This is a genomic window from Enterobacter sp. BIDMC 29, assembly GCF_019378755.1.
Lineage (GTDB): Bacteria > Pseudomonadota > Gammaproteobacteria > Enterobacterales > Enterobacteriaceae > Enterobacter > Enterobacter ludwigii.
The window spans coordinates 1,625,872-1,651,675 of sequence record NZ_CP080000.1 but is presented as its reverse complement, the minus strand read 5'-3'; the positions used below and the strand labels follow the sequence as shown (position 1 = coordinate 1,651,675).

The window sequence follows — 25,804 nt, the reverse complement described above, 5'->3', positions numbered from 1 at the left end:
AATCCCACGCCAAAGAGGGTTACCGATTTCGCCTGCCGGGCACGTCTTTAACTGGCAACGTACATGCGCATTCAAATAATATGAGTTATGTATCGTGCAAAACGACCGGTCATATTAAAACGTTAAGGCTGGCGGTGAATATAAAATATATTCTTTCCGGCACCTATTAAGCATTGCTAAACAAAGGCGAATAATTGCAGCAAAGCTCCTTAAATATGAGCGCGGCCATATTGTCTCATCGCAGGCGATGGTATCGCTTAAAGTGGCAGGAAACCAGTATCACAGGATGCTGCATATAACATTTTCACTAATACCCTGTTTTTATCTGACTTAAGTTAAATCTCAGGTGGCTAACGGCGAAAGGTGAAACCAGCGTTGTTCGTCAGGACAAACAACAACACGAATGCTATAAATCTTAATGCCGACCTAAATATAAAATCGTGGATATAATCATGCTAAGAAATATTAGTGTCAGAACCTTCATTGCCGGGTTCCTTTTATGTCTTTTCCTGGTTGATGCAGGTGTCGTTGTTCTATTTTCCAGCAAATCCTCTCTCTTTATTTCACTCAATATCATTAATTTCGTTGCGCTATTTTTGCTCTGGGGCTACATGACAAAGTATCTTGTGACGCCGATCAATACGGTGAAAAAAAGTATTGAAGAAGTGACTGCAGGCAATCTTGGTGTGACTATCCCTGAATTTGGCAATAACTGTGCAGGGCGTTTAATCCCCGGGATTAACAGCCTCTCCAGCAACATCGCGACCCTGGTACGCGAGATCAGAGCCTCGTCGCAAACCGCCATGACCTTGTCCGATCAACTCTCCGCGCGTAGCGCGCAGCTTTCGGTGAAAACAGAGCAGCAGTCTGCATCGCTGGTGCAAACGGCTGCCAGCATGGAGCAGATGGCAGCAAGTACCCGAAATAATGCCGATAACACCCGACTGGCCAGCGAGCAGGCAAACAGGGCGACACTGCAGGCGCGTAAAGGTGGCGAGTTGATGGGGCAGGTGGCCACCAATATGCAATCCATTACCGAATGTGCACAGCAAATGACGGAGATTATCTCAATGATCGACGGCATTGCCTTCCAGACGAATATCCTGGCGCTAAACGCGGCCGTTGAGGCGGCCAGAGCCGGCGACCACGGAAAAGGGTTTTCGGTGGTGGCAGAAGAGGTGCGAAACCTGGCCCACCGCAGTGCGGATGCCGCCAAAAACATCAAAACGCTGATTGAAGTGACCAGCAATAACGTCACTCAGGGCGTGACCGTTGTGTCCGAGGCTGAAAAGAATATGCAAGAAATTGTGACCGGCTCCGGCAATGTCAGCCAGTTGATGGATGACATTTTCACCTCGACGTCAGAGCAGGAGAAAGGCATTTCCCAGATTACGCTGGCCTTATCTGAGCTGGAACGGGTCACGCAAAGTAACGTTACGATGGCAGAAGAACTCAACGGATCCTCTGATGTACTGCGTAATCAGGTAAGTGAACTGCAGGCGCGGACGCGTAACTTCCGGCTCGAAAAGGGGGATCAGGCTGAATCCACGCCTTCTCATGCTGGCCCGCTGTCATTCCACTCGCGTCCCGGTCACTCCCTCTGATGCACGAAAAGAGCCTGGTCAACCGGGCTCTTTTATCCGGACTTCTCGCCACTGAATTACCCTCCCGTGCGGTCTGAAAAGGCGCCTGGCGGAATACGGTTATTTCCTGAGCGAATTCAGCGCGATGCGAAACATAGTTGTTGCTTAACCCCTGATGAAAGCTAGACTGACAACGAAAGAGCTGAAAAGGGGGAGGCGCGGTGGAGAGTATAAAAGGATCAGAACTAAACGTTCCTGATGCAGTTTTTGCCTGGGTGCTGGATGGTCGTGGCGGTGCCCGACCGCTGGAAGACAACGATGTTATTGATAATGAGCATCCCTGCTGGCTACACCTTAACTATACCCATCCGGACAGTGCCGACTGGCTGGCCTCGACGCCGCTCCTGCCGAACAACGTGCGTGATGCGCTGGCGGGTGAAAGCCTGCGGCCACGCGTGAGCAGAATGGGGGACGGCACGCTCATCACTTTGCGTTGCATTAACGGCAGCACCGATGAACGTCCTGACCAGCTGGTCGCGATGCGTGTTTATATGGACGATGGTCTGATTGTCTCCACCCGTCAGCGTAAAGTTCTGGCGCTGGATGACATTGTGAACGATCTGAAAGAGGGCACCGGACCGACCGATTGCGGAAGCTGGCTGGTGGACGTCTGCGACGCGCTGACTGACCATGCGAGTGAGTTTATCGAAGAGCTGCACGATAAAATCATCGACCTCGAAGATAACCTGCTCGATCAGCAGATCCCGCCGCGCGGTTTTCTGGCGCTTCTGCGTAAGCAGTTAATTGTCATGCGCCGTTATATGACGCCACAGCGGGACGTATACGCGCGTTTGTCCAGCGAAAGGCTCAACTGGATGAATGACGATCAGCGACGCCGAATGCAGGATATTGCCGACAGGCTGGGCCGCGGACTTGATGAAATCGATTCCTGTATTGCCCGCACGGGCGTCATGGCGGATGAAATCGCGCAGGTGATGCAGGAGTCACTGGCAAGAAGAACCTATACGATGTCGCTGATGGCAATGGTCTTTCTGCCGAGCACATTCCTGACGGGATTGTTTGGCGTGAACCTGGGCGGAATTCCCGGCGGAGCGGCCCATTATGGCTTTACCGCATTTTGCGTCATGTTAGTTGTTTTGATCGGTGGTGTTGCATGGTGGTTGCATCGTAGTAAATGGCTGTAAATTTACGCTTTTTTCAGCTTTTACGGAGATCAAAACGCTCTTTTAATTGAGCGAAGTCAATAAACAATGACCCCGTAAGGTGCAATATTACTCCCGCAGGTGAATGCAACGTCAAGCGATGGGCGTTGCGCTCCATATTGTCTTACTTCCTTTTTTGAATTACTGCATAGCACAATTGATTCGTACGACGCCGACTTAACTAGTCGGCTTTTTTTTGCCTCCTGTTCCCCAGCGTCTACCCTAAAAGGGACGTCAGTAAAACCTGGAGGGAATGATGAGCATCTTACTCGCTCTGCAACTGCAGTATTCACGTCAGTCCGATCCGATCCCCACCGATCCGACGCCGATGCCCGATCCTGTTCCGCGTCCGCAACCCATGCCTGACCCGCCGCCCGATGAAGAACCGATTAAATTGTCGCATCGAACCCCGAGATCTGCGAGGATACGCGCCATCTGACCGCAAAGATGACCACGAGAGACTATTGTGACCGCTTTTTCAACCCTGAATGTACTGCCCGCCGCCCAACTCGATAACCTCAACGAGTTGGGATACCTCACCATGACGCCTGTTCAGGCGGCCGCATTGCCCGCCATTCTTGAGGGGCGTGATGTACGCGTTCAGGCTAAAACAGGGAGCGGAAAAACGGCGGCTTTCGGTCTGGGTCTGCTACAGCATATTGATGCTGCGCTGTTTCAGACGCAGTCTCTGGTGCTGTGCCCAACCCGCGAACTGGCGGACCAGGTCGCGGGCGAGCTGCGTCGTCTGGCGCGATTCCTGCCTAACACCAAGATTTTAACCCTCTGTGGCGGACAACCGTTTGGCGCGCAGCGTGATTCGCTTCAGCATCCACCACACATCATTGTGGCGACGCCTGGCCGACTGCTCGACCACCTGCAAAAAGGTACGGTCTCGCTGGATGCATTACACACGCTGGTCATGGATGAGGCAGACCGGATGCTGGATATGGGCTTCAGCGATGCTATCGATGAAGTGATCCGTTTCGCGCCTGCAGACCGTCAGACGCTGTTATTTTCGGCGACCTGGCCTGAAGCGATCGCCGCAATCAGTGGCCGCGTGCAGAAAAATCCGCTCACCATCGAAATTGACAGTGTTGATGCGCTGCCTGCTATCGAGCAGCAGTTTTATGAAACGTCCCAGCACGGAAAAATCGCGCTCCTGCAGAAGGTGCTCAGTCAGCATCAGCCCGCTTCCTGCGTGGTGTTCTGTAACACCAAAAAAGATTGTCAGGCGGTCTGTGACGCCCTGAACGCTGCAGGGCAGAGCGCGTTATCGTTGCATGGCGATCTGGAACAGCGCGATCGCGATCAGACGCTGGTCCGTTTCGCTAACGGCAGCGCCCGCGTGCTGGTTGCCACCGACGTGGCGGCGCGCGGTCTGGATATTAAATCGCTTGAGCTGGTCGTGAACTACGAGCTGGCATGGGATCCTGAAGTACACGTTCACCGTATCGGCCGTACTGCGCGTGCCGGAAACAGCGGTCTGGCCATCAGCTTCTGCGCACCGGAAGAGGCGCAGCGCGCCAATATTCTGTCTGAAATGCTGCAGATTAAGCTTAACTGGGTGAATGCACCGGGCAATGTCAGTCTCGTTCCGCTGGAAGCAGAAATGGCAACGCTGTGTATTGATGGCGGTAAAAAAGCCAAGATGCGTCCGGGTGATGTGCTCGGTGCGCTGACCGGAGACGTGGGGCTGGATGGGGCTGATATCGGCAAGATTGCGGTACATCCTGCACATGTTTATGTTGCTGTTCGCCAGTCGGTTGCCCATAAGGCCTGGAAACAGCTGCAGAACGGGAAAATCAAGGGTAAAACCTGTCGCGTTCGTCTGCTGAAATAAGATTTAAACGCGTCTCAGACCGTGGTCTGAGACGCGTTTGCATTATTTCACTATTTYACTTCCACGACATTCAGGCGCAGTTCTTCAAACTGATTGTCATCTTCTTCTGGCTGCCAGCCAGCAGGTTTCACGGGGATCTCTTCCCGGTCAAACGCCAGATCGCCGCCATTCACCACTTCCGACTCATGGTTGATACCTTTGAAATCGAAAAGCTCAACATCCGCGAGGTGAGAAGGCACCACGTTCTGCATCGCGCTGAACATGGTTTCGATACGGCCCGGGTAGCGTTTGTCCCAGTCACGCAGCATGTCACCAATCACCTGACGCTGCAGGTTCGGCTGAGAGCCGCACAGGTTACATGGAATGATCGGGAATCCTTTGGCCTGAGAGAAACGTTCGATATCTTTCTCGCGGCAGTAGGCAAGCGGTCGGATCACAATGTGTTTGCCGTCATCGCTCATCAGTTTTGGCGGCATGCCTTTCATCTTGCCGCCGTAGAACATGTTCAGGAACAGCGTCTGCAGGATATCGTCGCGGTGATGGCCGAGTGCGATTTTGGTTGCACCCAGTTCTGTCGCGGTACGGTACAGGATGCCGCGGCGAAGACGAGAGCAGAGCGAGCAGGTGGTTTTGCCTTCCGGGATCTTCTCTTTCACAATCCCGTAGGTATTTTCTTCTACGATTTTATACTCAACGCCCAGTTTTTCGAGGTATTCCGGCAGAATGTGTTCCGGGAAACCAGGCTGCTTTTGATCGAGGTTAACCGCCACCAGGGAAAACTTCACCGGCGCGCTTTGCTGAAGATTACGCAGGATCTCCAGCATGGTGTAACTGTCTTTACCACCTGACAGGCAGACCATAATGCGGTCGCCTTCTTCAATCATATTGAAGTCTGCAATGGCTTCACCAACGTTACGGCGCAGACGCTTTTGCAGTTTGTTCAGGTTGTATTGCTCTTTCTTATTAATATCTTGATTTTGTTGCATTTAATCTGTACTCAAATTTCAAATGGGGCACCAGTGGGGCAAACGGTTTAGAGGGGCAGCTTCTTTCCGCATTGCCCTCTCTTTGCTGTTCATCTCTTCACTCTATGAAGCTTAGATTTCAAACACCCTCTGCGCATTTTAGTGCCCCATCTGACTGGCAATAAAAGACGGGTCAGCGCCTGCGGTTAACCACCAGCATGCGAAAGTGTGCCGTGTATGGTACGGATTGTTGCGCCGAATGCCAGCACGTTTTACAGGATTTTGAATTGTGGACGGCAGCAACCTTGCTTTGTGATATCGCGTATAATGCGGCTTCGACATACTCTGAACATTCCAGTGGCTTGTGCTATGACCCTCAATCGCTTTTGTTATTTGCTTCTGTTGATCGCCGCAATCGGAAGTCTATTCACCTCGCATCCGTTTATCCTGTGGCTCCTGCTTATCAACGTACTGACGTTAGCGATGTATGGCGCCGACAAAATGGCGGCGCGAAGGGCCATGCGCAGAGTGCCGGAAGCCACACTGCTGGTATTTGGCCTTATCGGCGGATGGCCCGGGGCGATTATAGGTCAGCAACTGTTTCGCCATAAAACGCAAAAGCAGCCCTTCAAAACCTACTTCATTGTCAGTGTCATCGTCAGTATTTCAGCGATGGTGGCGGTGTACCAACTCTTTCCTGTTTTAACGTACTGAGCGTGTACAAACGGAATGCAATAATGCGATGACCACGGTAGATAACTAAAAACGACTGCCAATAGTAGTAGGAATATTCTTAAGGTGTTGCTGTTTTTTTCACGATCTGAATAATGTGTGCAACGACACGGATGACAACATCTCATGAAAATTCAAACTATTACACTGGCAATGCTGGTGGTCGTTTCTGCGCCTTCGAGGTCAGCTTTTCAGGAACGGGAATATAATACCTGGTATATAAAAAATGCTGTTCTTTACGATATGACCCAGACTTCAGACGGTTTCCCGGTCATGTTGAGCATCTCTCAGCCTGAGCGGAAATCAGCAAATTTGCTGGTCTCCTATATCACCGAAGGGCGCTGTGGCGGGACCCGACAAGAACTTAACGTGAATGGCAAAGTGCTTGCGGCCACGTATTATTGTGTTCAGGTTGGGCAGAACCGGATAGAGCATTTTTCGGTGAAAGATGCGCAGAGCGTTAACGGCATGGTTAACCATCTGAAATCGGATTTTACCTTACTTCTTCAAAACGACATCAAGGTCTGGGCCGCGAACATTAATGCGCCCAAATACGGCCTCGCGCCGCGATTCTGACACGTACACCTCGACCTCATCGTCTGTTAACGGAGGGGTTACGCCCTGTATCACAGCATAAATAGCATCCGTGACAACGCCACGTTTTACCACAATCCTGCTACGCTTTTTGTGTTGTACAAGGGAGCACAAACATGAAGAACAAAGATGAACAAACGGGATTAGTGGGACTGGCAATTGGTGCCGCCGTTATCGGTCTTGTTTCAGCACAGCAACCCATCCATCGCGACAGTATTGTGAGTGAACTGGTCAGACTCGGCAGACAGAAAGGCGATGGCGTTGAAGATGAGGTTTTCGTTAAGGCTGCCGAGCTCGTGAGAAAGGGGGTGTAACCGATGGCTGATATTCGTCATGCACAGTGCCATTGTGGCGCGGTGGCGTTTACCGTTGAACTTTCAGACGGATTAAATACCGCCCGGCGCTGCAGCTGCTCTTTTTGCCGGATGCGGGGCGCCGTGGTGGTCTCGGCACCGCTGTCAGGCATTACCGTAACAAAAGGGGCGGATAAGCTCACGGAATATCGTTTTAACACAGGAACAGCCCGCCATTTCTTCTGCTCGGTCTGCGGGATTTATACCTTCCATCAGCGGCGTTCAAATCCCAACGAATACGGCGTGAATGTGGCCTGTTTTGAGAATGTGACCCCCTTTGATTTTGCCGAAGTGGCGGTGATGGACGGCGTTAATCATCCCGCGGATGGCGACAGCGGGGTTTTCGGCTACCTCTCTTTTCGTCAAAAAGAAGCGTAACTGCCGCCTGGCCAGATTTTAACAATGCGGCCTATAGTGGGGAGTGGGTATCCGAAACAGGAGAGAAATATGCTGTATGTTGAGAAAGACGATCCGCGTGAGGCGCCTGAGTCAGGTGATAAAAAGCCTCAGCCGGTCAAAAAATAGTCCGTTGATACGTTTCCCGCCACCGGCCCTGCTGGTGGCGTATTGTTTGGGGGAAACCTTAGCTGCCATCCAGATGATTCAACAGTGCGCCGAGATGCCCAACGACACCACCAAAATCAAAAATTAACGCCATCCATATAATCGCCAGAAGGGTAAGTACGGCAACTGATACACGACCAAACAATGCAGTTATCCTTAATGAAGCAAAGTCTATAAGGCTAGTCTACATGGGTTTCTTTAAACTTACCCTTAACGACACCGTCATAAATTTTCCTTTTGAGATGATTCACACATTCACTGAGCCGAGAGGCGCGAAGAGAGGGAAATATGATGGGAGAGAAGAGGAGGGCTGGCGTCAGGCGTCGCAACGAAAATAACGAGCCCGCATCACGATGCGGGCTCCTGGGATCAGAACTGGTAAACCAGACCTAATGCAACGACATCATCCGTGCTAATGCCGTTATTTTTGTAGAAACTGTCATCTTCATCCAACAGGTTGATTTTATAATCAACGTAGGTGGACATGTTTTTGTTAAAGTAGTAGGTTGCGCCTACGTCAGCATATTTAACCAGATCCTGATCGCCCTGACCGTTGGCCAGGTCTTTACCTTTAGACTGCAGATAAGAAATTGCCGGGCGCAGGCCGAAGTCGAACTGATATTGCGCGGTCACTTCAATGTTTTGTGTTTTATTGGCCACGGCATCCGTATTATCGCCATAAGGGGTCATATTGCGGGTTTCAGAATACATTGCCGCCAGATAAATATTGTTGGCGTCATATTTCAGGCCTGCAGTCCAGGCATCCGCTTTATCGCCACCGGCAGTGGTATTCATCACCTGTTCGTTGGTACGGTCAGAAGAGGTATAGGCAGCACCCGCGCTGATACCCATGCCAAAGTCATAGGTGGTGGAGATACCGAAGCCGTCACCGTTCTCATGGCGCGTGTCGCGACCATTGTTGGTGCCTTCCTGGTTGTTGCTGGCATCTTCGTTCTTACCCTGATATTGCAGGGCAAAGTTCAGACCCTGTACCAGACCATAGAAGTCAGTGTTACGGTAGGTTGCAACCCCGTTGGCACGGCCAGTCATAAAGTTGTCTGCATTGGTGTAAGAGTCACCACCGAATTCAGGCAACATATCGGTCCAGCCTTCCACGTCGTACAGAACGCCGTAGTTACGACCGTAATCGAAGGAGCCATAGTCACCGACTTTAACACCGGCGAAGGCCAGACGCGTCCATGATTGGTTATCAGACCCTTCAGTGTTATTGGCCTGGATGTTGTATTCCCACTGGGCGTAACCGGTCATCATGTTGTTGATCTGGGTTTCACCCTTGAAGCCCAGACGCATATAAGTTTGATCGCCATCTTTAGAGGCATCGTCGGAGAAGTAATGCAGACCATCTACTTTTCCGTACAGATCTAATTTATTGCCGTCTTTATTATAAATTTCTGCAGCATGCGCAGCGCCAGCCATTAACAGCGCTGGAATCATCAGGGCCAGTACTTTTCTTTGCATTTTGGAATTCCTTTGCAGTTGTTTTTATTTAATTACGTATTGAACTTTCCACACGAGAAAGCTGTCTCATGCTAAATCACTCCTGACCAAGAATAATAAAATATAATTGTTACGAGTTAAGTTAATTCTTAACCGGATTATGCGACGGAAATAGTCATTGGTTTTATGAATGATTTAAAGCTAATCATATTAAATGAAAATTATTAATTGCCCATTAAATCAGATAACCTCAGCGGCGTTATATGCCTTTAAGATTTTTCATCCATAATTTATGTGAATGTCATTTAGTGAATTAACGTGATATTCATTAATTATCTGGACTCGCCCGGTGTGAATACATCGGGCTTTTTTTATGGCAAAAAAATGCCCGGACAAGCCGGGCAGAGGGAGAGTCAGTCGCGGGTGGGTTTTTCCGCTTTTCCGGCCATTTGCGCCAGGAAATCATACCGTTTTTGCAGATCGGCGGCGGCATCTTTCCACAACTGCTCGGCCACCTCTGGTTGTTGCGCGTTGAGGCGACGGAAGCGCTGTTCCTGCATTAACGTTTCGGCCAACGCATCGGAAGGCGGGCGTGAATCCAGCGCCAGAGGCAATTTACCTTCATCGGCGCGGCGTGGGTCGAACCGGTAGAGCGGCCAGAAGCCGGTTGCGGTCAGCTGGCGCATCTGATCGTGGCTGAGTGCCAGGTCGTAGCCATGCTCTTCACACGGGCTGTAGGCAATGATCAGCGACGGACCCGGGTAGGCTTCCGCTTCCTGAATGGCTTTCACCGTCTGGTTCAGCTGCGCGCCCAGCGAGATTTGCGCGACATACACATGGCCGTACATCATCATGCTGACGCCGAGATCTTTACGCGCCTTGCGCTTGCCGTGTTCACCAAACTTAGTTACTGCGCCAAGCGGAGTAGCTTTTGACGCCTGGCCACCGGTGTTGGAATAGCACTGCGTATCCAGAACCAGAATGTTGACGTTTTCGGTAAGGCTTAACACGTGATCCAGCCCGCCAAAGCCGATGTCATACGCCCAGCCGTCACCGCCAATCAGCCAGATTGATTTTTCCACCAGCGCGTCAGCGTCGGTCAACAGCTGCCCGGCACCTTCTACGCCCTGCAGAGCGTTGCGCAGTTCCGCAACCTGCTCACGACGACGTTCTGGCGTTGCATCGGCGTGCAACGCCTCATTCAGCTCCGCCGGGATGTGGCCAGCAAACTGTTCCAGTAACCGCATCACGCGTGCGCGGTGCTGGTCAACGGTCAGACGGAAGCCCAGACCAAACTCGGCGTTATCCTCAAACAATGAGTTCGCCCATGCCGGACCGCGGCCATGGGCGTCGGTGGTGTACGGCGTGGAAGGCAGATTACCGCCATAGATTGATGAACAGCCCGTGGCGTTAGCGATCAACATTCTGTCGCCGTACAGTTGCGTGAGCAGCTTGATATACGGCGTTTCACCGCAGCCGGAGCAGGCGCCTGAATATTCGAACAGCGGAGTAATGAGCTGCGAGGTACGAATATCAATACGCTCCAGCGTGCTACGGTCGATCTCCGGCAGGTTCAGGAAGAAGTCATAATTTACCTTCTCTTCTTCGACATGCTCGAGGCGCGACATCATATTGATGGCTTTGATGTCCGGATCCTGACGATCTTTCGCCGGACAGACCTCAACGCACAGATTACATCCGGTGCAGTCTTCCGGAGCGACCTGCAGAACATACTTCTGTCCGCGCATATCACGGGATTTCACATCAAGTGAATGCAGGCTGGTCGGGGCGTCTTCCATCGCTTCCGGGGAGACCACTTTGGCACGAATGGCCGAGTGCGGGCAGGCTGCTACGCAGTGGTTGCACTGGGTACACAGCTCCTCTTTCCAGATGGGGATTTCTTCGGCGATGTTGCGTTTTTCCCAGCGCGTGGTGCCCATCGGCCAGGTGCCATCCGGCGGCAGCGCGGAGACGGGAAGGGCATCACCCAGCCCGGCCAGCATGGCTGCCGTCACGGTTTTCACGAAATCCGGTGCCGCGTCAGAAACCACCGGTGGACGGTTCGGGCTGGATGGATCAACCGCTTGCAGCGGTACTTCAAATAAAGACTCGCGCGCCAGCGCCAGCGCCTGCCAGTTACGCTCGACCAGCTCCTGACCTTTACTGCTGTAGCTTTTGGCAATCGCTCCCTGCAGTTCCATCAGCGCGCTGTCTCCCGGCAGGATCTGCGTCAGGTGGAAGAAGGCCATTTGCATCACGGTGTTGATTCGCGCGGCAAGGCCACACTCGCGGGCAATTTTTGCAGCGTTAATGACGTAGAAGCGGGCTTTTTTCTGGTTCAGCACCGCCTGCACTTCCTGCGGCAGCCGCGACCAGACTTCATCCACGCTGTATGGCGTATTGAGCAGGAAAATACCGCCCGGTTTCAGGCGCTCTGCCATCTGGTACTTATCGATGAACTGCAGCTGGTGACAGCCCACAAAATCAGCCTGCGAGATAAGGTACGCCGAGCGGATAGGGTGCTCGCTGACACGCAGGTGGGAAACGGTCAGCCCGCCTGCTTTTTTGGAGTCGTAGACAAAATACCCCTGGGCATACCACGACGTGGAGTTCCCGATAATCTTAATGTTGTTCTTGGTCGCGGAGACGCTACCGTCGCTGCCCAGTCCATAAAACAGCGCCTCAAGTTTTGCGGTGGAAGGCAGCGTGTTTTCCGGCAGGGGCAGAGAGAGGTTGGTCACGTCATCATAAATACCGACGGTAAAGCGCGGTTTTGGTTTAGCCTCGCTCAGCTCATTAAACACCGCCAGCACACAGTCCGGGCCAAACTCTTTGGAGGACAACCCATAGCGACCCCCGATCACGCGGGGCAGTGTTTCGCGCTCACCGCAATTAAACGCTTCAGCCAGCGCGGACATGACGTCCAGATACAGAGGTTCTGCGTGGGCGCCAGGCTCTTTAGTGCGATCGAGCACCGCCACGGTGCGCGCGCTTTCCGGCAGGGCGGAGAGCAAATGTCGCGCGGAAAACGGTCGGTAGAGCCGCACTTTGAGCACGCCGATTTTTTCACCACGGGTCAGCAGTTCATCCACCACCTCTTCACAGGTGCCAATGGCTGACCCCATGAGCACAATGACCCGTTCCGCCTGCGGATGGCCGTAGTATTCAAACGGTTTGTATTGCCGTCCGGTTGCCGCGGCAAAATCATCCATCGCCTTCTCAACGTGATCATAAACGGCGTTGTACCACGGGTTCGTTGCTTCCCGGGACTGGAAATAGGTATCCGGGTTGGCCGATGTCCCGCGGATCACGGGGTGTTCCGGGTTCAGCGCACGGGCGCGATGTGCGTCGATTTCCGCCTGCGGCAGAAGATTGAGGAGGGTGTCGTCAGTCAGCGGAACAATTTTATTGATTTCGTGAGAGGTACGAAAACCATCAAAGAAATGAATAAAGGGCACGCGACTCTTCAGCGTCGCCATGTGCGAAATTAACGCGAAGTCCTGTGCTTCCTGAACGCTGCTGGCGCACAGCATGGCGCAACCGGTCTGGCGGACGGCCATTACGTCTGAGTGATCGCCAAAGATGGAGAGGGCGTGTGTCGCAACGGTTCGTGCGGCAACGTGAAGCACAAACGGGGTAAGTTGTCCTGCCAGTTTATAGAGCGTCGGGATCATCAACAATAATCCCTGCGACGAGGTGAATGACGTCGACAAAGCACCGGTCTGCAGCGCCCCGTGTACGGTCGCGATAGCGCCAGCCTCAGACTGCATTTCCACGACTCGTGGGACGTCGCCCCAGACGTTTTTCAGTCCGTTGCCCGCCCAGGCATCGGCCTGTTCGGCCATCGTAGAACTTGGCGTAATTGGGTAGATGGCGATAACTTCACTGGTGCGAAACGCGACGGACGCGACTGCACCATTACCGTCAATAGTTTGCATAGGACAACACCCTTACATTGCGCAAAAAAAGGAGCCCGAAAAAAACACAACGGGCTTTGAATATTATTCCCTTAGTTTAGCAAAGGTCGGATTTTACGATTTTCGCTTTTGTGTCCTCGGTATTCTCGACATCAATGAGTAGATCAATCTTTTGGCGAAAAAATTGCGAGAAATTGTTTCAGAAGCGCATAAATACGCACTTTCACTCTCGACGACACGGCATGGGATGCCTATTATGCATAGGTTTCGCATTATTAATGGGGGAGAGAGAGCATGCGTTCAGCATTTTGGGTCGGGTGTGCCGCGTTATTATTATCGGCATGCAGCAGTGAACCTGTTCAGCAGGCAACGGCGGCACACGTAACGCCGGGAATGAAAGCGGCGATGTCCAGCTCCGGACAAGCCAACTGCGCGATGATTGGCGGCTCGCTGTCTGTTGCCCGCCAGCTTGACGGCTCAGCTATCGGGATGTGCGCATTGCCAAACGGCAAACGCTGCAGTGAACAGTCGCTTGCCGTAGGATCCTGCGGAAACTACTGATTACTCCGCACGCTTAAACATTAGCGTTTTATCGGCTGTCGCCAGCGTTAACTGGTCTTCAGTCAGGTCGACCTGCGCCCCTTTGCGCAGCATGTCGCCAATGGCCTGATCCAGTTCGTTCAACTGTGGTTCGGTACAGAGCTTGCGCGTCATGGCGAGCGTTTTGACCTTGAGCTCACCTTCGGACAATTTCCCCTGTCCGTTAAACGTGTTACACATCACGCCGGAAACGCTAATGTTATTAACCAGACTGATATCAGACAGGGCTTTGAAGCTGATCTCTGGTTGCGTTGTCGTGGCCTTAACGGCTTTCCCGTCCACATTCTCCAGCACAAAACGGTGGCTCTTAAGTTGGTCCGGCTGAACGGAGGCTTTACCAGGATTAACGCACCCGGTGAGGACAAGACTGATAACACTTAACGCAATGAGCTTTTTCATTTTTCTTCTCAGACGATAGATACTGTGAATCTTTTTTTCAGTGTAACGATACTCTGCCGTGCGTTAATGGGGTTTATCTGAAAGTGCGGGCGGGTACCGGGCAACGTTGTCGTTGCCCGCAATACGATCAGTGCGATTTAAACCCTGCGGCCGTCATTAACATGCGAAAGAGCATACTGACCGCCGCCAGTGCCAGTACGCTGCCGCCCCAGATAATGGCCAGCCACATGACTCTTTTCCAGAAAGGTTGTTGCATCAGTGATAACCCTCTCCATGCTGTACTTTTCCGCGAAACACGTAGTAACTCCAGAAGGTGTAGACCAGAATCACGGGAATGATCAACAACGCGCCCACCAGCATAAAGCCCTGGCTTTGTGTCGGAGCCGCCGCCTGCCAGAGCGTGATTGACGGGGGAATAATGTGCGGCCAGATGCTGATCCCAAGTCCGCTAAAGCCGAGAAAAATCAGCCCTAACGTCAGGATAAACGGCAGATGATGGCTCTCTGGGTTATTCAGGCAACGCCACTGACACAGGCTCAGGATCACCACCAGCACCGGCACGGGCAGCAGGAAGAAGAGATTCGGCAGGGTAAACCAGCGCGCGGCGATGGCCGGCTGCGCCAGTGGGGTCCAGAGGCTGATTGCTGCAATGAATACCAGAAGCAGGATCAGGAGCGTTCTGGATACCCGTCGCATTCGCTGTTGCAGCGCGTTTTCGCTTTTCATCACCAGCCATGTCGAGCCTAACAGCGCGTAGGCCACCACCAGACCTGCGCCGCAGAACAGGTTAAAAACGGTCAGCCAGTCGAACGGTCCGCCACTGTATGTGCGCCCGGTGACGCTAAAGCCGTTGATCACTGCGCCCACCGTCATGCCCTGGGTAAAGGTCGCCAGGATCGAACCGCCGATAAACGCTTTGTCCCAGAAAGGGCGGTGTGCCGGCGTGGCTTTAAAACGAAACTCAAATGCCACGCCCCGGAAAATAAGTCCGATCAGCATTAACGTCAGCGGAATAGTGAGGGCATCAATAATGACCGCATAGGCCAGCGGAAACGCGCCAAACAGCGCCGCACCGCCGAGCACCAGCCAGGTTTCATTGCCGTCCCAGACCGGCGCAACGCTGTTCACCATCACATCGCGATCGTCGGCATCAGGCGTAGCCGGGAACAGGATACCTATCCCCAGATCAAAACCATCCATCACGATATACATCAGCGTGGCAAAGACGATGATAACAAACCAGATAATGGAAAGATCGATACCCATTATGGTTGCTCCTTATGTTCAGTAGTAACGGCAGAAAGCGGGCGTGCGGGACGTCCATCGGACTCGGTGGCAAACGATTCATGAGGCTGAGGTCCTTTTTTAATCAGGCGGACCATATAGCTGTAACCCACGCCAAATACGGAGGTGTAGACGACGAAGAAGGCCAGCAGACTCACGCTCATATGCAAGTCACCATGGGCAGAAACCGCATCCTTCGTTCGCTGAAGCCCGTAGACGACCCACGGCTGGCGGCCCACTTCGGTAGTGACCCATCCGGCCAGGATGGCAATCAGCCCGGTGGGTCCCATCAGGAGGGCAAACCACAGGAAGGGACGCGAAGCGTACACGCGCTTTTTATAACGTAACCAGAGCGCCGTTACCCCAAGCAGCAGCATCAGCATGCCTAAGCCCGCCATAATGCGGAATGACCAGAAGACGATGGTGGAATTTGGCCGGTCTTCCTTTGGAAATTCTTTCAGTGCCGGAACCTGTTTGTCGAGGCTGTGCGTCAGAATAAGGCTGCCAAGCGCCGGGATCTCCAGCCCAAAGCGGGTGCGCTCCTGTTCCATATCCGGCCAGCCAAACAGCAGCAGCGGGGTGGGTTCACCCGTTGGGTTCTCCCAGTGGCCTTCAATGGCTGCTATTTTAGCGGGCTGATGCTTCAGGGTGTTCAACCCGTGCATATCACCCACCATCGCCTGAAGGGGAGCCACAATCAGGGTCATCCACAGCGCCATGGAAAACATCGCGCGGATGGCGGGGGTGTTGTTTCCGCGCAGCAAATGCCAGGCTGCGGATGCGCCGACAAACAGGGCGCTACTCAGGAAGGCCGCTATCGACATATGCAGCAGGCGATACGGGAAGGAGGGGTTAAACACCACGGCAAACCAGTCTACCGGCACCACCTGTCCGTTGACGATTTCAAAGCCCTGTGGTGTCTGCATCCAGCTGTTTGATGAGAGGATCCAGAAGGTTGAGATAACGGTCCCCAGCGCCACCATGCAGGTTGCAAAGAAATGCAGACCCGGCCCGACTTTATTCCAGCCGAACAGCATAACGCCGAGGAATCCTGCCTCGAGGAAGAAGGCAGTAAGCACTTCGTAGGTCAGGAGCGGGCCGGTAATACTGCCGGCAAATTGTGAAAACCCACTCCAGTTGGTCCCAAACTGGTAGGCCATGACCAGCCCGGAGACCACGCCCATACCGAAGTTAACGGCAAAAATCTTCGACCAGAAATGGTACAGCGAACGCCAGACCGGGTTTTTGGTTTTCAGCCACAGGCCTTCTAGCACAGCGAGATAACTCGCCAGACCGATGGTGATTGCCGGGAAAATAATGTGGAAGGATACGGTAAAGGCAAACTGTATCCGTGCAAGATGAAAAGCATCTAAACCAAACATGCACAACCTCAATGTCAAACGGTGTGCTGTTATGGTATAGGGGCGAAATAACGAGTATCAGACGCAGAAAAGCGAAATTTACCTATAACAGTTCATGAAAACATCACGCTTTGCACATCTGATATAGCTTGCGTGAAAGAATAAAAAAATTATTTTTATGAAATTTATGCATTAAACAGCTTGCCTTGTTATCAACATCATGCGTTAATGGCCCTCTGGGTTTGAGTCCAAATAAACATCTGACGTAGTTTTATAAAGCAGTTCTCATCACGTTGTGCCTCTCCGCAGCCTCTCTTGGGTCTTTTTCTACACTCCGATTAGTTTTTGTTTCAAACCACTATCGCCTGAAGGGCCCATTAAGCAATTAACGTTTTTACGTTTACAGGAGAATCCTATGACTTCTTATATCCATTTCCGCTGCCCATGCTGCCATGGTTCGCAGTACCGTACCTCAGCTTTTGATGTGTCTGAGAAAAACCCGTTCGGTGCAAAATGCATTTTTTGCAAATCGTCGATGATTACCCTCGATCATCTGGCCGCTGCCCGCCACGCTCAGCGTAACGTCACCGAACTGCGTAAGTAATGCATCTGGCTAACTATAACAGTTAGCAAAATCTTCTCTTTTTCTCCTGCTGATATACACTGTCGGTCATAAGGAGAATCTGATGAAAAAATACCAGCGTCTGGCGCAACAAATTATCTCGCAGATCGAGCTTGGCGTATGGTTGCCGGGCGATAAGCTGCCTTCTCTGCGAGAGCAGGTCGCGAGCAGCGGCATGAGTTTTATGACCGTGGGCCACGCGTATCAGATGCTGGAAAGCCAGGGGCGTATCGTCGCCAGGCCGCAGTCGGGCTATTACGTTGCCTCGCGCCCGACCGCACACCAACCTGCACCGCCTGCCCAGGTGATGCGGGACGAAGTGGTAGATATCAACACCTATATCTTCGACGTATTACAGGCCAGCCGCGACCCGTCGGTGGTTCCTTTCGCTTCTGCCTTCCCCGACCCCCGGCTTTTCCCGCTGCAGCAACTTAACCGTTCGCTGGCCAATGTCAGTAAAACCGCCACAGCAATGAGCGTAATTGAAAACCTGCCTCCGGGTAACGTTGACCTTCGCCACGCCATTGCCCGCCGCTATGCGCAGCAGGGAATGAATATCTCACCGGATGAGATTGTCATTACCGCAGGGGCACTCGAAGCCCTGAATCTTAGCCTGCAGGCCGTTACCGAGCCTGGTGACTGGGTGATTGTCGAAAACCCCTGTTTCTATGGTGCACTGCAGGCGCTTGAACGCCTGAAACTTAAAGCGCTGTCGGTGGCGACGGACGTCCGCGAAGGGATCGATCTGAATGCGCTTGAGCAGGCGCTCAATGAGTATCCGGTCAAAGCCTGCTGGCTCATGACCAACAGTCAAAATCCCCTCGGCTTCACGCTCAGCGCAGAGAAAAAAGCGCACCTGGTCGCGCTTCTCGCCAGGCACAACGTCACCCTGATCGAAGATGATGTCTACAGCGAACTCTATTTTGGCCGGGAGAAACCCCTGCCAGCGAAAGCCTGGGATCGTGACGATATGACGCTCCACTGCTCGTCCTTCTCGAAATGTCTGGTGGCGGGGTTTCGCATCGGCTGGGTGGCGGCAGGTAAACATGCGCGACGCATTCAGCAGCTACAGCTGATGAGCACCTTATCGACCAGTTCACCCATGCAGCTGGCGCTGGTGGATTACCTTGCGACAAAACGCTATGACGCCCATCTTCGCCGCCTGCGACGCACGCTGGCCGAACGCAAACAGCAGGCGTGGCAGTCGCTTTTGCGCCATATGCCGGCAGGCGTCAAAATTCATCACAACGACAGCGGCTATTTTTTGTGGCTGGAACTCCCGGCGCAGCTGGATGCCGGGCTGCTGAGTGAGAAAGCGCTAATGCACCACATCAGTATTGCCCCCGGTAAGATGTTTTCGACCTCTGACGCCTGGACACCATTCTTCCGGTTTAATACCTCCTGGGCGTGGGGGGAGCGGGAAGAACAGGCTGTGATTCAGTTAGGGAAATTAATTAGCAGCATGCTCGAATAATAATCTCCGCACCTTTCTAAAATAATCATTCCTTATCCTGATGGCGGTACGGCGAATATTCCGCAGTACCGCATCATAGGAAATCTGCATACCGCCTCTCAACGCTAACTCCTTGTCTATAATCCAGTTAACGGGGAATGCGCCCTCGGTCACACCTTGATGAAATTTCTTTAAGCCGCACGGTGCGGCGCATTTGCGCGGTCTACGTTTAATAAGGGAGATATTTTTACGGCACGGCTGCCGCTAAATTTCATTGCGACAGGAGTAATTCTTATGAGCAAAAAATTTGCCCGCAGCAGCCTGTGCGCGCTCGGCATGACCCTCATGACAGCGCACGCCGCAGAGCCACCGAAGGCTATCGGCGACGGGGAAGGACGACTGGATATTATTGCCTGGCCCGGGTACATCGAACGGGGACAAACCGATAAAAATTATGACTGGGTCACCCAGTTCGAAAAAGAGACTGGCTGCGCGGTGAACGTAAAAACCGCGGCCACCTCGGATGAAATGGTTAGCCTGATGGCGAAAGGAGGATACGATCTGGTCACTGCCTCGGGCGATGCCTCACTGCGCCTGATCATGGGGAAACGCGTTCAGCCGATTAACCCCGACCTTATCCCAAACTGGAAAACCCTCGACCCGCGGATCGTCAAAGGTGAATGGTTTAACGTCGGCGGCAACGTCTACGGCACGCCGTATCAGTGGGGGCCAAACCTGCTGATGTACAACAGCAAAACGTTCCCGACGCCGCCGGACAGCTGGAGCGTCGTCTTTACGAAACAGAATTTACCTGACGGTAAAACCAATCAGGGCCGCGTGCAGGCCTATGATGGCCCGATTTACATCGCCGATGCGGCGCTGTTTGTCAAAGCCACGCAGCCGCAACTGGGTATCACCGACCCGTACCAGCTAACAGAAAAACAGTATGCCGCCGTACTGAAGGTATTGCGTGACCAGCATGCGCTGATCCACCGCTACTGGCATGACACCACCGTTCAGATGAGCGACTTTAAAAATGAAGGCGTAGTGGCCTCCAGCGCCTGGCCCTATCAGGCCAATGCCCTGAAAGCGGAGAACCAGCCTGTCGCCACTGTTTTCCCGAAAGAAGGGGTAACCGGCTGGGCGGACACCACCATGCTGCACGCGCAGGCCAAGCACCCGATGTGCGCCTACAAATGGATGAACTGGTCGCTGACGCCTAAAGTGCAGGGCGATCTGGCGGCCTGGTTTGGCTCGCTGCCCGTGGTACCGGAAGGGTGTAAAGCCAGCACATTGCTCGGCGATAAAGGCTGCGAAACGAACGGCTACAACTATTTCGACAAAATCATGTTCTGGAAAACCCCGATTGCAGAAGGCGGCAAATTCGTTCCTTACAGCCGCTGGACACAGGATTACATCGCCATCATGGGCGGCCGTTAATCGCAGGAGCAGAACATGACGTACGCAGTAGAGTTTAATGACGTTTCCCGTCTGTACGGTGACGTGCGGGCGGTGGATGGGGTCACCATTGCTATTCATGACGGAGAGTTTTTCTCCATGCTGGGGCCTTCGGGCTCCGGTAAAACCACCTGCCTGCGTTTGATAGCCGGTTTTGAGCAGCTGTCAGGCGGCGCAATCAAAATCTTCGGTAAAGAGGCGAGCGCACTTCCCCCATGGGAACGCGATGTGAATACCGTGTTCCAGGATTATGCGTTGTTCCCGCATATGTCGATCCTCGACAACGTCGCGTACGGGCTCATGGTCAAAGGTATCGACAAGAAAACGCGCCATGCGCAGGCGCGTCAAGCGCTTGAAAAAGTGGGGCTAAGCTTTGCTGTCACGCGTAAGCCTTCGCAGCTTTCCGGCGGGCAACGTCAACGTGTCGCCATCGCGCGGGCGCTGGTCAATGAACCCCGGGTATTGCTGCTGGATGAACCGCTCGGCGCGCTCGATCTTAAACTGCGTGAGCAGATGCAGTTCGAGCTGAAAAAGCTGCAGCAGGAGCTCGGCATCACCTTTATTTTCGTCACTCACGATCAGGGGGAAGCCCTGTCGATGTCTGACCGGGTCGCGGTTTTCAATAATGGCCGCATTGAGCAAGTCGACACCCCGCGCGATCTCTATATGCGTCCAGGAACGCCATTCGTGGCGAGCTTTGTCGGGACCTCGAACGTGTTTGACGCCGGTATGGCACACAACGTGTGCGGGATGGAAGGCATCTATTCTTTACGACCGGAACATATTCGCCTCAATGAGAGCGGTGAGGTTCAGGTTGAGGGCGTGGTGCAGGCAGTACAGTATCAGGGGGCGGCAACGCGTCTTGAGCTAAAACTCGCTGACGGTACAAAACTGCTGGTCAGCCAGGCCAATTTTAGCGATGCCGCAACGCTGAACGGCGTGACGCCGGGACAGGCGGTGATGGCGTCGTGGTCACGTGATGCCATGGTTCGCCTGCAAGAGGAGAGGTGACATGAACACGCGTGTCGCGCCGCCTCCCGCCCACCGTAGCCGCATGAGCCGCCTTACCGCACTGTTCTGGCGTAAGCCATCGCTTGGGCTGTTCCTGCTGCTGCTCGCGCCGCTAATGTGGTTTGGCATCGTTTATCTGGGATCGCTTCTCACGCTTTTATGGCAAGGGTTTTATACCTTTGACGATTTCACCATGGCGGTCGCGCCGGACCTGACGTTTGCCAATATCCTGGCGCTTTTTAATCCGGCAAACTATGACATCATCCTGCGTACGCTGATGATGGCCATTGCGGTGACCATCGCCAGCGCTATCCTCGCGTTTCCGATGGCCTGGTACATGGCACGTTACACCCACGGCAAGTGGAAGGCGTTCTTCTATATCGCCGTGATGCTGCCAATGTGGGCCAGCTATATTGTTAAAGCCTATGCCTGGACGCTGCTGCTGGCGAAAGACGGGGTAGCGCAGTGGTTTCTGAGCCACCTGGGGCTGGAGCCGATCCTGACCGCGATCCTTACGCTACCGGCCATTGGCGGAAACACGCTTTCCACCTCCGGGCTGGGGCGTTTTCTGGTGTTCGTCTATATCTGGCTGCCGTTTATGATCCTGCCGGTACAGGCGGCGCTGGAGCGGCTGCCCGCGTCGTTACTGCAGGCTTCAGCCGATCTCGGCGCGCGACCACGCCAGACTTTTCGTTACGTCGTTTTGCCGCTGGCAATCCCGGGCATTGCCGCAGGGTCAATCTTCACTTTTTCCCTGACGCTGGGCGATTTCATTGTTCCACAGCTGGTGGGGCCGCCGGGGTACTTTATTGGCAATATGGTCTATTCCCAGCAGGGCGCTATCGGCAATATGCCCATGGCCGCGGCCTTCACCCTGGTACCAATTGTCCTCATCTCGCTTTATCTGGCGTTCGTGAAACGTCTGGGAGCATTCGATGCACTCTGAACGCGCACCGTTGTTCCTGAAAGTGGCAGCCTGGGGAGGCGTTATCTTCCTTCATTTTCCGCTGCTGATTATTGCGACCTACGCCTTTAACACCGAAGACGCCGCGTTCAGTTTTCCGCCACAGGGGTTGACCTTGAAGTGGTTCACCGTGGCAGCAGGGCGTGGCGATATCATTGAATCAGTGACGTTGTCACTTCAAATCGCTGCGCTGTCGACGGCTATCGCGCTGGTGCTTGGCACGCTTGCTGCAGCGGCGCTGTGGCGAAGCGCGTTTTTTGGCAAAAATGCGATCTCGCTGTTGCTGCTGTTGCCGATTGCGTTACCGGGGATTATCACCGGTCTGGCGCTGTTGACGGCGTTTAAAACCATTGACCTTGAGCCGGGTTTTTTCACCATCGTGGTCGGTCACGCCACGTTCTGCGTGGTGGTGGTGTTTAACAACGTGATTGCCCGTTTCAGACGCACCTCCTGGAGTCTGGTCGAGGCGTCAATGGATTTGGGAGCCGACGGCTGGCAAACCTTCCGTTACGTGGTCCTGCCGAATCTCGGTTCGGCGTTGCTGGCCGGGGGGATGCTGGCGTTTGCACTCTCGTTTGACGAAATCATCGTCACAACATTTACCGCGGGACACGAGCGCACGTTACCGCTGTGGTTGCTTAATCAGCTCGGGCGTCCGCGCGACGTGCCGGTCACCAACGTCGTTGCACTGCTGGTGATGCTGGTCACAACCCTACCCATTCTGGGAGCCTGGTGGCTAACCCGCGACGGCGAAAACAGTGCCGGAAGCGGGAAATAACATTGATTTCAACAGGACAATGCTATGCAAACACAACTGCTGATAAATGGTGAACTGGTCGCCGGGGACGGGGAAAAACAGCCGGTCTATAACCCTGCCACCGGAGAGGTACTTTTGGAGATTGCTGAAGCGTCAGCAGCGCAGGTCGACGCGGCGGTCCAGGCCGCCGATCGCGCATTCATTGAATGGGGACAAACCACGCCTAAAACGCGTGCCGAGTGTCTGCTGAAGCTGGCTGACGTGATTGAAGCCCACGGCGAAGAATTTGCCCGTCTCGAATCGCTCAATTGCGGTAAGCCACTGCACTGTGCGTTGGGAGATGAAATTCCGGCTGTGGTCGACGTTTTCCGCTTCTTTGCCGGCGCCGCCCGCTGCCTGAACGGGCTGGCCGCCGGCGAATATCTTGACGGTCACACATCGATGATACGCCGCGATCCGGTGGGCGTGGTCGCCTCCATTGCGCCATGGAACTATCCGCTGATGATGGCGGCATGGAAGCTGGCACCCGCGCTGGCCGCGGGTAACTGTGTGGTGATCAAACCTTCGGAGATTACCCCACTGACGGCCCTCAAGCTGGCGGAACTGGCGAAAGACATCTTCCCGGCAGGCGTTCTGAACGTTCTGTTTGGCCGCGGAAAAACGGTCGGCGATCCGCTGACCGGCCACGAAAAGGTGCGTATGGTGTCGCTCACCGGTTCTATTGCCACCGGCGAACATATTATTGGACACACGGCGTCCTCGATTAAACGCACCCATATGGAGCTGGGCGGCAAAGCCCCGGTTATCGTTTTCGACGACGCCGATCTTGATGCGGTTGTTGAAGGGGTACGTACTTTCGGTTTCTACAATGCGGGGCAGGATTGTACGGCAGCCTGTCGTATTTATGCGCAGAAAGGCGTTTATGCCGCGCTGGTGGAAAAACTGGGTGCCGCGGTGGCGAGCCTGAAGATGGGTGCACCGGAGGAGGAAACCACCGAGCTGGGCCCGCTCAGTTCCGAAGCCCATCTTTCACGCGTCTGTAAGGCGGTTGATGAGGCTAAAGCCCTGAGCCATATTCGCGTGGTGACCGGCGGCAGCAAAAAAGAGGGGGCAGGCTACTATTTCCAGCCAACCCTTCTGGCAGGGGCAAAACAGGACGATGCTATCGTTCAGCGTGAAGTGTTTGGCCCGGTTGTAAGTGTCACCGAGTTTGATGACGAAGCGCAGGTGCTGGCATGGGCGAACGATTCGCAGTACGGCCTGGCGTCATCGGTCTGGACCCGCGATGTAGGGCGTGCCCACCGGATGAGCGCGCGTCTGCAGTACGGCTGCACCTGGGTTAATACCCATTTTATGCTGGTGAGCGAAATGCCGCACGGCGGGATGAAGTTATCCGGCTACGGCAAAGATATGTCGGTGTACGGCCTTGAAGATTATACCGTTGTTCGCCACGTGATGATAAAGCACTAAGCCCCCATGCCCGGTCGCATTCAGCGCCGGGCATTCTCTGCCTGCAGTACATATCCCATATTATTCAGATGGTTATTATGTAATGAAAAAACTTGATCTGTATCAACATATGACGCATATTGCGTGCGGTTATTTTTTCGGCTCTGGTAAACAGAATGACGTTGTATCAAAAGATGTTGGTTTTTTACGCAATCATGGCTTCTGTCTGTGCATTAATTACCTGGTTCCTCTCTAAAGACCGCAAACGTATCCGACTGCTCAGTGCTTTTCTGGTGGGGTCAACCTGGCCAATGAGCTTTCCCGTTGCGCTGTTGATCTCGCTTTTCTGAAGCACGCTTCCCGTTTTAAAAGATGAACATAGCATTCCAGACACGAAGACTGTATAAATACACAGTGAATCGTTAAAGGAGTGCTTATGAACAGTTTTTACTCGCAGCAGGCCGGCTGCGTTGTGCGCTGGCACGATCTTCCCGGCTCTGGCGATCCTGTGGTGTTTATTCACGGGTTAGGCTGCGCCTCTTCTTATGAATATCCTCGTATCGTCTCTGACGCCCGGTTTGGTGCGCGCAGAGCCATTCTTATCGATCTCCCCGGCAGCGGTTACAGCGACAAACCCGTGCAGTATCGTTATCGCACCAGCGAGCAGGCGCGAGTGGTGGCTGAACTTTTGGACCATCTCAAACTCGATAGCTTCTGGCTATATGGTCATAGTATGGGTGGCAGCATTGCTATCGAGGCAGCAGGACTGCTGGCGCCACGCGTAAAAGGGTTGATGGTGTCGGAACCCAATTTTCACGCCGGGGGTGGCATGTTCAGCCGCTCTATTGCTGCACAGACGGAACAACAGTTCCTGGCGCAGGGGTATGATGCGCTGCTCAGTGCAGAAACCTCACCCTGGGCGGGCAGTCTGCAAAGCAATGCGCCGTATGCCGTGTGGCGTGGCGCGTCCAGCCTGGTGGAAGGGGTAGAGCCGGAATGGGAGGTTCAGTTTTTGTCTCTGCGCTGTCCGGTGACGTTGATTTTCGGCGAGTGGTCTCTACCTGATGATGATGTGGACTCTCTGCAAAAGCGGGGCGTTGAGGTGAAAATCATCCCAGCGGCCGGACACTCCATGTCATGGGAAAATCCGTCGGCACTGGCGCAGACGTTAGCAGAGTGTATGACCACGACCTGAAAGGATAGCCCGCATCTCTGCG

Annotated in this window: 25 protein-coding genes and 1 pseudogene; 18 read left to right on the top strand and 8 right to left on the bottom strand. The window is 53.6% G+C overall.

Annotated elements, in window-relative coordinates; translation table 11 throughout:
- The first annotated feature begins 452 nt into the window (after window positions 1-452).
- The 3 genes from JTA15_RS07325 (at window position 453) to dbpA (ending at window position 4,646) form a co-directional block, all read left to right on the top strand.
- Window positions 453-1,604, top strand: coding sequence for a methyl-accepting chemotaxis protein (locus JTA15_RS07325; protein WP_219373059.1), 1,152 nt, complete (start codon window positions 453-455; stop codon window positions 1,602-1,604).
- A gap of 200 nt (window positions 1,605-1,804) precedes the next feature.
- Window positions 1,805-2,788, top strand: coding sequence for a zinc transporter ZntB (gene zntB, locus JTA15_RS07320; RefSeq protein ID WP_047356423.1), 984 nt, complete (start codon window positions 1,805-1,807; stop codon window positions 2,786-2,788).
- A gap of 484 nt (window positions 2,789-3,272) precedes the next feature.
- The gene (gene dbpA, locus JTA15_RS07315) at window positions 3,273-4,646 is read left to right on the top strand and encodes an ATP-dependent RNA helicase DbpA (protein WP_014170312.1); all 1,374 of its coding nucleotides are present in this window, start codon (window positions 3,273-3,275) and stop codon (window positions 4,644-4,646) included.
- Between the two features lie 50 nt (window positions 4,647-4,696).
- Here the strand turns inward: dbpA and ttcA are convergent, their stop codons facing one another.
- Both ttcA and JTA15_RS07305 read right to left on the bottom strand, forming a co-directional pair.
- On the bottom strand, window positions 4,697-5,632 hold the full coding sequence (gene ttcA / locus JTA15_RS07310; protein WP_032678259.1) for a tRNA 2-thiocytidine(32) synthetase TtcA: 936 nt from the start codon (window positions 5,630-5,632) through the stop codon (window positions 4,697-4,699).
- Between the two features lie 141 nt (window positions 5,633-5,773).
- Window positions 5,774-5,890: pseudogene (locus tag JTA15_RS07305) on the bottom strand (site-specific integrase); the annotation flags it as partial.
- A 90-nt stretch (window positions 5,891-5,980) separates the two neighbouring features.
- Between JTA15_RS07305 and JTA15_RS07300 the strand changes: the two are divergent.
- The 5 genes from JTA15_RS07300 to JTA15_RS21700 all read left to right on the top strand — a co-directional run bounded on the left by JTA15_RS07300 (window position 5,981) and on the right by JTA15_RS21700 (window position 7,815).
- A complete protein-coding gene (locus tag JTA15_RS07300; RefSeq protein WP_020884005.1) occupies window positions 5,981-6,325 on the top strand; it encodes a DUF1294 domain-containing protein in 345 nt (114 codons plus the stop codon).
- A gap of 144 nt (window positions 6,326-6,469) precedes the next feature.
- The gene (locus JTA15_RS07295) at window positions 6,470-6,919 is read left to right on the top strand and encodes a hypothetical protein (RefSeq protein ID WP_219373058.1); all 450 of its coding nucleotides are present in this window, start codon (window positions 6,470-6,472) and stop codon (window positions 6,917-6,919) included.
- Between the two features lie 134 nt (window positions 6,920-7,053).
- Complete coding sequence (locus tag JTA15_RS07290) at window positions 7,054-7,251, top strand: hypothetical protein (protein ID WP_014170281.1); 198 nt, start codon at window positions 7,054-7,056, stop codon at window positions 7,249-7,251.
- 3 nt (window positions 7,252-7,254) lie between these two features.
- Window positions 7,255-7,668 (top strand): GFA family protein, encoded by a 414-nt coding sequence (locus tag JTA15_RS07285; protein WP_020884007.1) that lies wholly within the window; start codon window positions 7,255-7,257, stop codon window positions 7,666-7,668.
- 69 nt (window positions 7,669-7,737) lie between these two features.
- The gene (locus JTA15_RS21700; RefSeq protein ID WP_223263916.1) at window positions 7,738-7,815 is read left to right on the top strand and encodes a hypothetical protein; all 78 of its coding nucleotides are present in this window, start codon (window positions 7,738-7,740) and stop codon (window positions 7,813-7,815) included.
- A 408-nt stretch (window positions 7,816-8,223) separates the two neighbouring features.
- Here the strand turns inward: JTA15_RS21700 and ompC are convergent, their stop codons facing one another.
- Both ompC and nifJ read right to left on the bottom strand, forming a co-directional pair.
- Window positions 8,224-9,333 carry a porin OmpC gene (ompC, locus tag JTA15_RS07280; protein WP_219373057.1) on the bottom strand — a complete coding sequence of 370 codons (1,110 nt, stop codon included), beginning with the start codon at window positions 9,331-9,333 and terminating at the stop codon, window positions 8,224-8,226.
- 392 nt (window positions 9,334-9,725) lie between these two features.
- Window positions 9,726-13,250 (bottom strand): pyruvate:ferredoxin (flavodoxin) oxidoreductase, encoded by a 3,525-nt coding sequence (gene nifJ, locus JTA15_RS07275; protein WP_219373056.1) that lies wholly within the window; start codon window positions 13,248-13,250, stop codon window positions 9,726-9,728.
- A 273-nt stretch (window positions 13,251-13,523) separates the two neighbouring features.
- On the opposite strand from nifJ, the gene JTA15_RS07270 reads away from it, so the two are divergent.
- Complete coding sequence (locus JTA15_RS07270; RefSeq protein ID WP_014170276.1) at window positions 13,524-13,790, top strand: DUF333 domain-containing protein; 267 nt, start codon at window positions 13,524-13,526, stop codon at window positions 13,788-13,790.
- Here JTA15_RS07270 and hslJ read toward each other — a convergent pair whose 3' ends face one another.
- The 4 genes from hslJ to JTA15_RS07250 form a co-directional block, all read right to left on the bottom strand.
- Entirely contained in the window at window positions 13,791-14,228 is a 438-nt protein-coding gene (gene hslJ / locus JTA15_RS07265) for a heat shock protein HslJ (protein ID WP_014170275.1), read from the bottom strand.
- Window positions 14,229-14,355: 127 nt separating this feature from the next.
- Window positions 14,356-14,484, bottom strand: coding sequence for a DUF2474 domain-containing protein (locus tag JTA15_RS07260; protein WP_014170274.1), 129 nt, complete (start codon window positions 14,482-14,484; stop codon window positions 14,356-14,358).
- Window positions 14,484-15,494, bottom strand: a complete 1,011-nt coding sequence (gene cydB / locus JTA15_RS07255) for a cytochrome d ubiquinol oxidase subunit II (protein WP_219373055.1) — start codon at window positions 15,492-15,494, stop codon at window positions 14,484-14,486. The genes JTA15_RS07260 and cydB overlap by 1 nt, the downstream gene beginning before the upstream one ends.
- Window positions 15,494-16,894, bottom strand: coding sequence for a cytochrome ubiquinol oxidase subunit I (locus JTA15_RS07250; protein ID WP_219373054.1), 1,401 nt, complete (start codon window positions 16,892-16,894; stop codon window positions 15,494-15,496). The genes cydB and JTA15_RS07250 overlap by 1 nt, the downstream gene beginning before the upstream one ends.
- 394 nt (window positions 16,895-17,288) lie before the next feature.
- Between JTA15_RS07250 and JTA15_RS07245 the strand changes: the two genes are divergently transcribed.
- The 9 genes from JTA15_RS07245 (at window position 17,289) to JTA15_RS07205 (ending at window position 25,782) form a co-directional block, all read left to right on the top strand.
- Entirely contained in the window at window positions 17,289-17,477 is a 189-nt protein-coding gene (locus JTA15_RS07245) for a hypothetical protein (RefSeq protein ID WP_020884014.1), read from the top strand.
- 82 nt (window positions 17,478-17,559) lie between these two features.
- The gene (locus tag JTA15_RS07240; protein WP_020884015.1) at window positions 17,560-18,969 is read left to right on the top strand and encodes a PLP-dependent aminotransferase family protein; all 1,410 of its coding nucleotides are present in this window, start codon (window positions 17,560-17,562) and stop codon (window positions 18,967-18,969) included.
- 273 nt (window positions 18,970-19,242) lie between these two features.
- Window positions 19,243-20,388 (top strand): putative ABC transporter substrate-binding protein YdcS, encoded by a 1,146-nt coding sequence (gene ydcS, locus JTA15_RS07235; RefSeq protein ID WP_020884016.1) that lies wholly within the window; start codon window positions 19,243-19,245, stop codon window positions 20,386-20,388.
- Between the two features lie 15 nt (window positions 20,389-20,403).
- Window positions 20,404-21,417 carry an ABC transporter ATP-binding protein gene (locus JTA15_RS07230; RefSeq protein WP_032678252.1) on the top strand — a complete coding sequence of 338 codons (1,014 nt, stop codon included), beginning with the start codon at window positions 20,404-20,406 and terminating at the stop codon, window positions 21,415-21,417.
- A gap of 1 nt (window position 21,418) precedes the next feature.
- Window positions 21,419-22,363, top strand: a complete 945-nt coding sequence (locus tag JTA15_RS07225; RefSeq protein ID WP_219373053.1) for an ABC transporter permease — start codon at window positions 21,419-21,421, stop codon at window positions 22,361-22,363.
- A complete protein-coding gene (locus tag JTA15_RS07220) occupies window positions 22,353-23,159 on the top strand; it encodes an ABC transporter permease (protein ID WP_032680927.1) in 807 nt (268 codons plus the stop codon). Before JTA15_RS07225 ends, JTA15_RS07220 begins: the two co-directional genes overlap by 11 nt.
- Before the next feature lie 24 nt (window positions 23,160-23,183).
- Window positions 23,184-24,608, top strand: a complete 1,425-nt coding sequence (gene patD / locus JTA15_RS07215; RefSeq protein ID WP_050736870.1) for an aminobutyraldehyde dehydrogenase — start codon at window positions 23,184-23,186, stop codon at window positions 24,606-24,608.
- A 155-nt stretch (window positions 24,609-24,763) separates the two neighbouring features.
- Window positions 24,764-24,937 (top strand): GhoT/OrtT family toxin, encoded by a 174-nt coding sequence (locus JTA15_RS07210; RefSeq protein ID WP_032670341.1) that lies wholly within the window; start codon window positions 24,764-24,766, stop codon window positions 24,935-24,937.
- 86 nt (window positions 24,938-25,023) lie between these two features.
- A complete protein-coding gene (locus JTA15_RS07205) occupies window positions 25,024-25,782 on the top strand; it encodes an alpha/beta fold hydrolase (RefSeq protein ID WP_219373052.1) in 759 nt (252 codons plus the stop codon).
- Window positions 25,783-25,804: the final 22 nt, after the last annotated feature.

Bases quoted from the DNA above. Each gene is read 5' to 3' on its own strand.
- JTA15_RS21700 (WP_223263916.1), top strand. From the start codon at position 7,738: ATGCTGTATGTTGAGAAAGACGATCCGCGTGAGGCGCCTGAGTCAGGT.
- cydB (WP_219373055.1), bottom strand. From the start codon at position 15,494: ATGGGTATCGATCTTTCCATTATCTGGTTTGTTATCATCGTCTTTGCC.
- JTA15_RS07270 (WP_014170276.1), top strand. From the start codon at position 13,524: ATGCGTTCAGCATTTTGGGTCGGGTGTGCCGCGTTATTATTATCGGCA.
- JTA15_RS07220 (WP_032680927.1), top strand. From the start codon at position 22,353: ATGCACTCTGAACGCGCACCGTTGTTCCTGAAAGTGGCAGCCTGGGGA.
- JTA15_RS07245 (WP_020884014.1), top strand. From the start codon at position 17,289: ATGACTTCTTATATCCATTTCCGCTGCCCATGCTGCCATGGTTCGCAG.
- JTA15_RS07210 (WP_032670341.1), top strand. From the start codon at position 24,764: ATGACGTTGTATCAAAAGATGTTGGTTTTTTACGCAATCATGGCTTCT.
- JTA15_RS07225 (WP_219373053.1), top strand. From the start codon at position 21,419: ATGAACACGCGTGTCGCGCCGCCTCCCGCCCACCGTAGCCGCATGAGC.
- JTA15_RS07290 (WP_014170281.1), top strand. From the start codon at position 7,054: ATGAAGAACAAAGATGAACAAACGGGATTAGTGGGACTGGCAATTGGT.
- ydcS (WP_020884016.1), top strand. From the start codon at position 19,243: ATGAGCAAAAAATTTGCCCGCAGCAGCCTGTGCGCGCTCGGCATGACC.
- JTA15_RS07260 (WP_014170274.1), bottom strand. From the start codon at position 14,484: ATGCAACAACCTTTCTGGAAAAGAGTCATGTGGCTGGCCATTATCTGG.
- JTA15_RS07300 (WP_020884005.1), top strand. From the start codon at position 5,981: ATGACCCTCAATCGCTTTTGTTATTTGCTTCTGTTGATCGCCGCAATC.
- ompC (WP_219373057.1), bottom strand. From the start codon at position 9,333: ATGCAAAGAAAAGTACTGGCCCTGATGATTCCAGCGCTGTTAATGGCT.
- hslJ (WP_014170275.1), bottom strand. From the start codon at position 14,228: ATGAAAAAGCTCATTGCGTTAAGTGTTATCAGTCTTGTCCTCACCGGG.
- patD (WP_050736870.1), top strand. From the start codon at position 23,184: ATGCAAACACAACTGCTGATAAATGGTGAACTGGTCGCCGGGGACGGG.
- JTA15_RS07240 (WP_020884015.1), top strand. From the start codon at position 17,560: ATGAAAAAATACCAGCGTCTGGCGCAACAAATTATCTCGCAGATCGAG.
- nifJ (WP_219373056.1), bottom strand. From the start codon at position 13,250: ATGCAAACTATTGACGGTAATGGTGCAGTCGCGTCCGTCGCGTTTCGC.
- JTA15_RS07230 (WP_032678252.1), top strand. From the start codon at position 20,404: ATGACGTACGCAGTAGAGTTTAATGACGTTTCCCGTCTGTACGGTGAC.
- JTA15_RS07250 (WP_219373054.1), bottom strand. From the start codon at position 16,894: ATGTTTGGTTTAGATGCTTTTCATCTTGCACGGATACAGTTTGCCTTT.
- JTA15_RS07205 (WP_219373052.1), top strand. From the start codon at position 25,024: ATGAACAGTTTTTACTCGCAGCAGGCCGGCTGCGTTGTGCGCTGGCAC.
- JTA15_RS07325 (WP_219373059.1), top strand. From the start codon at position 453: ATGCTAAGAAATATTAGTGTCAGAACCTTCATTGCCGGGTTCCTTTTA.
- JTA15_RS07285 (WP_020884007.1), top strand. From the start codon at position 7,255: ATGGCTGATATTCGTCATGCACAGTGCCATTGTGGCGCGGTGGCGTTT.
- JTA15_RS07295 (WP_219373058.1), top strand. From the start codon at position 6,470: ATGAAAATTCAAACTATTACACTGGCAATGCTGGTGGTCGTTTCTGCG.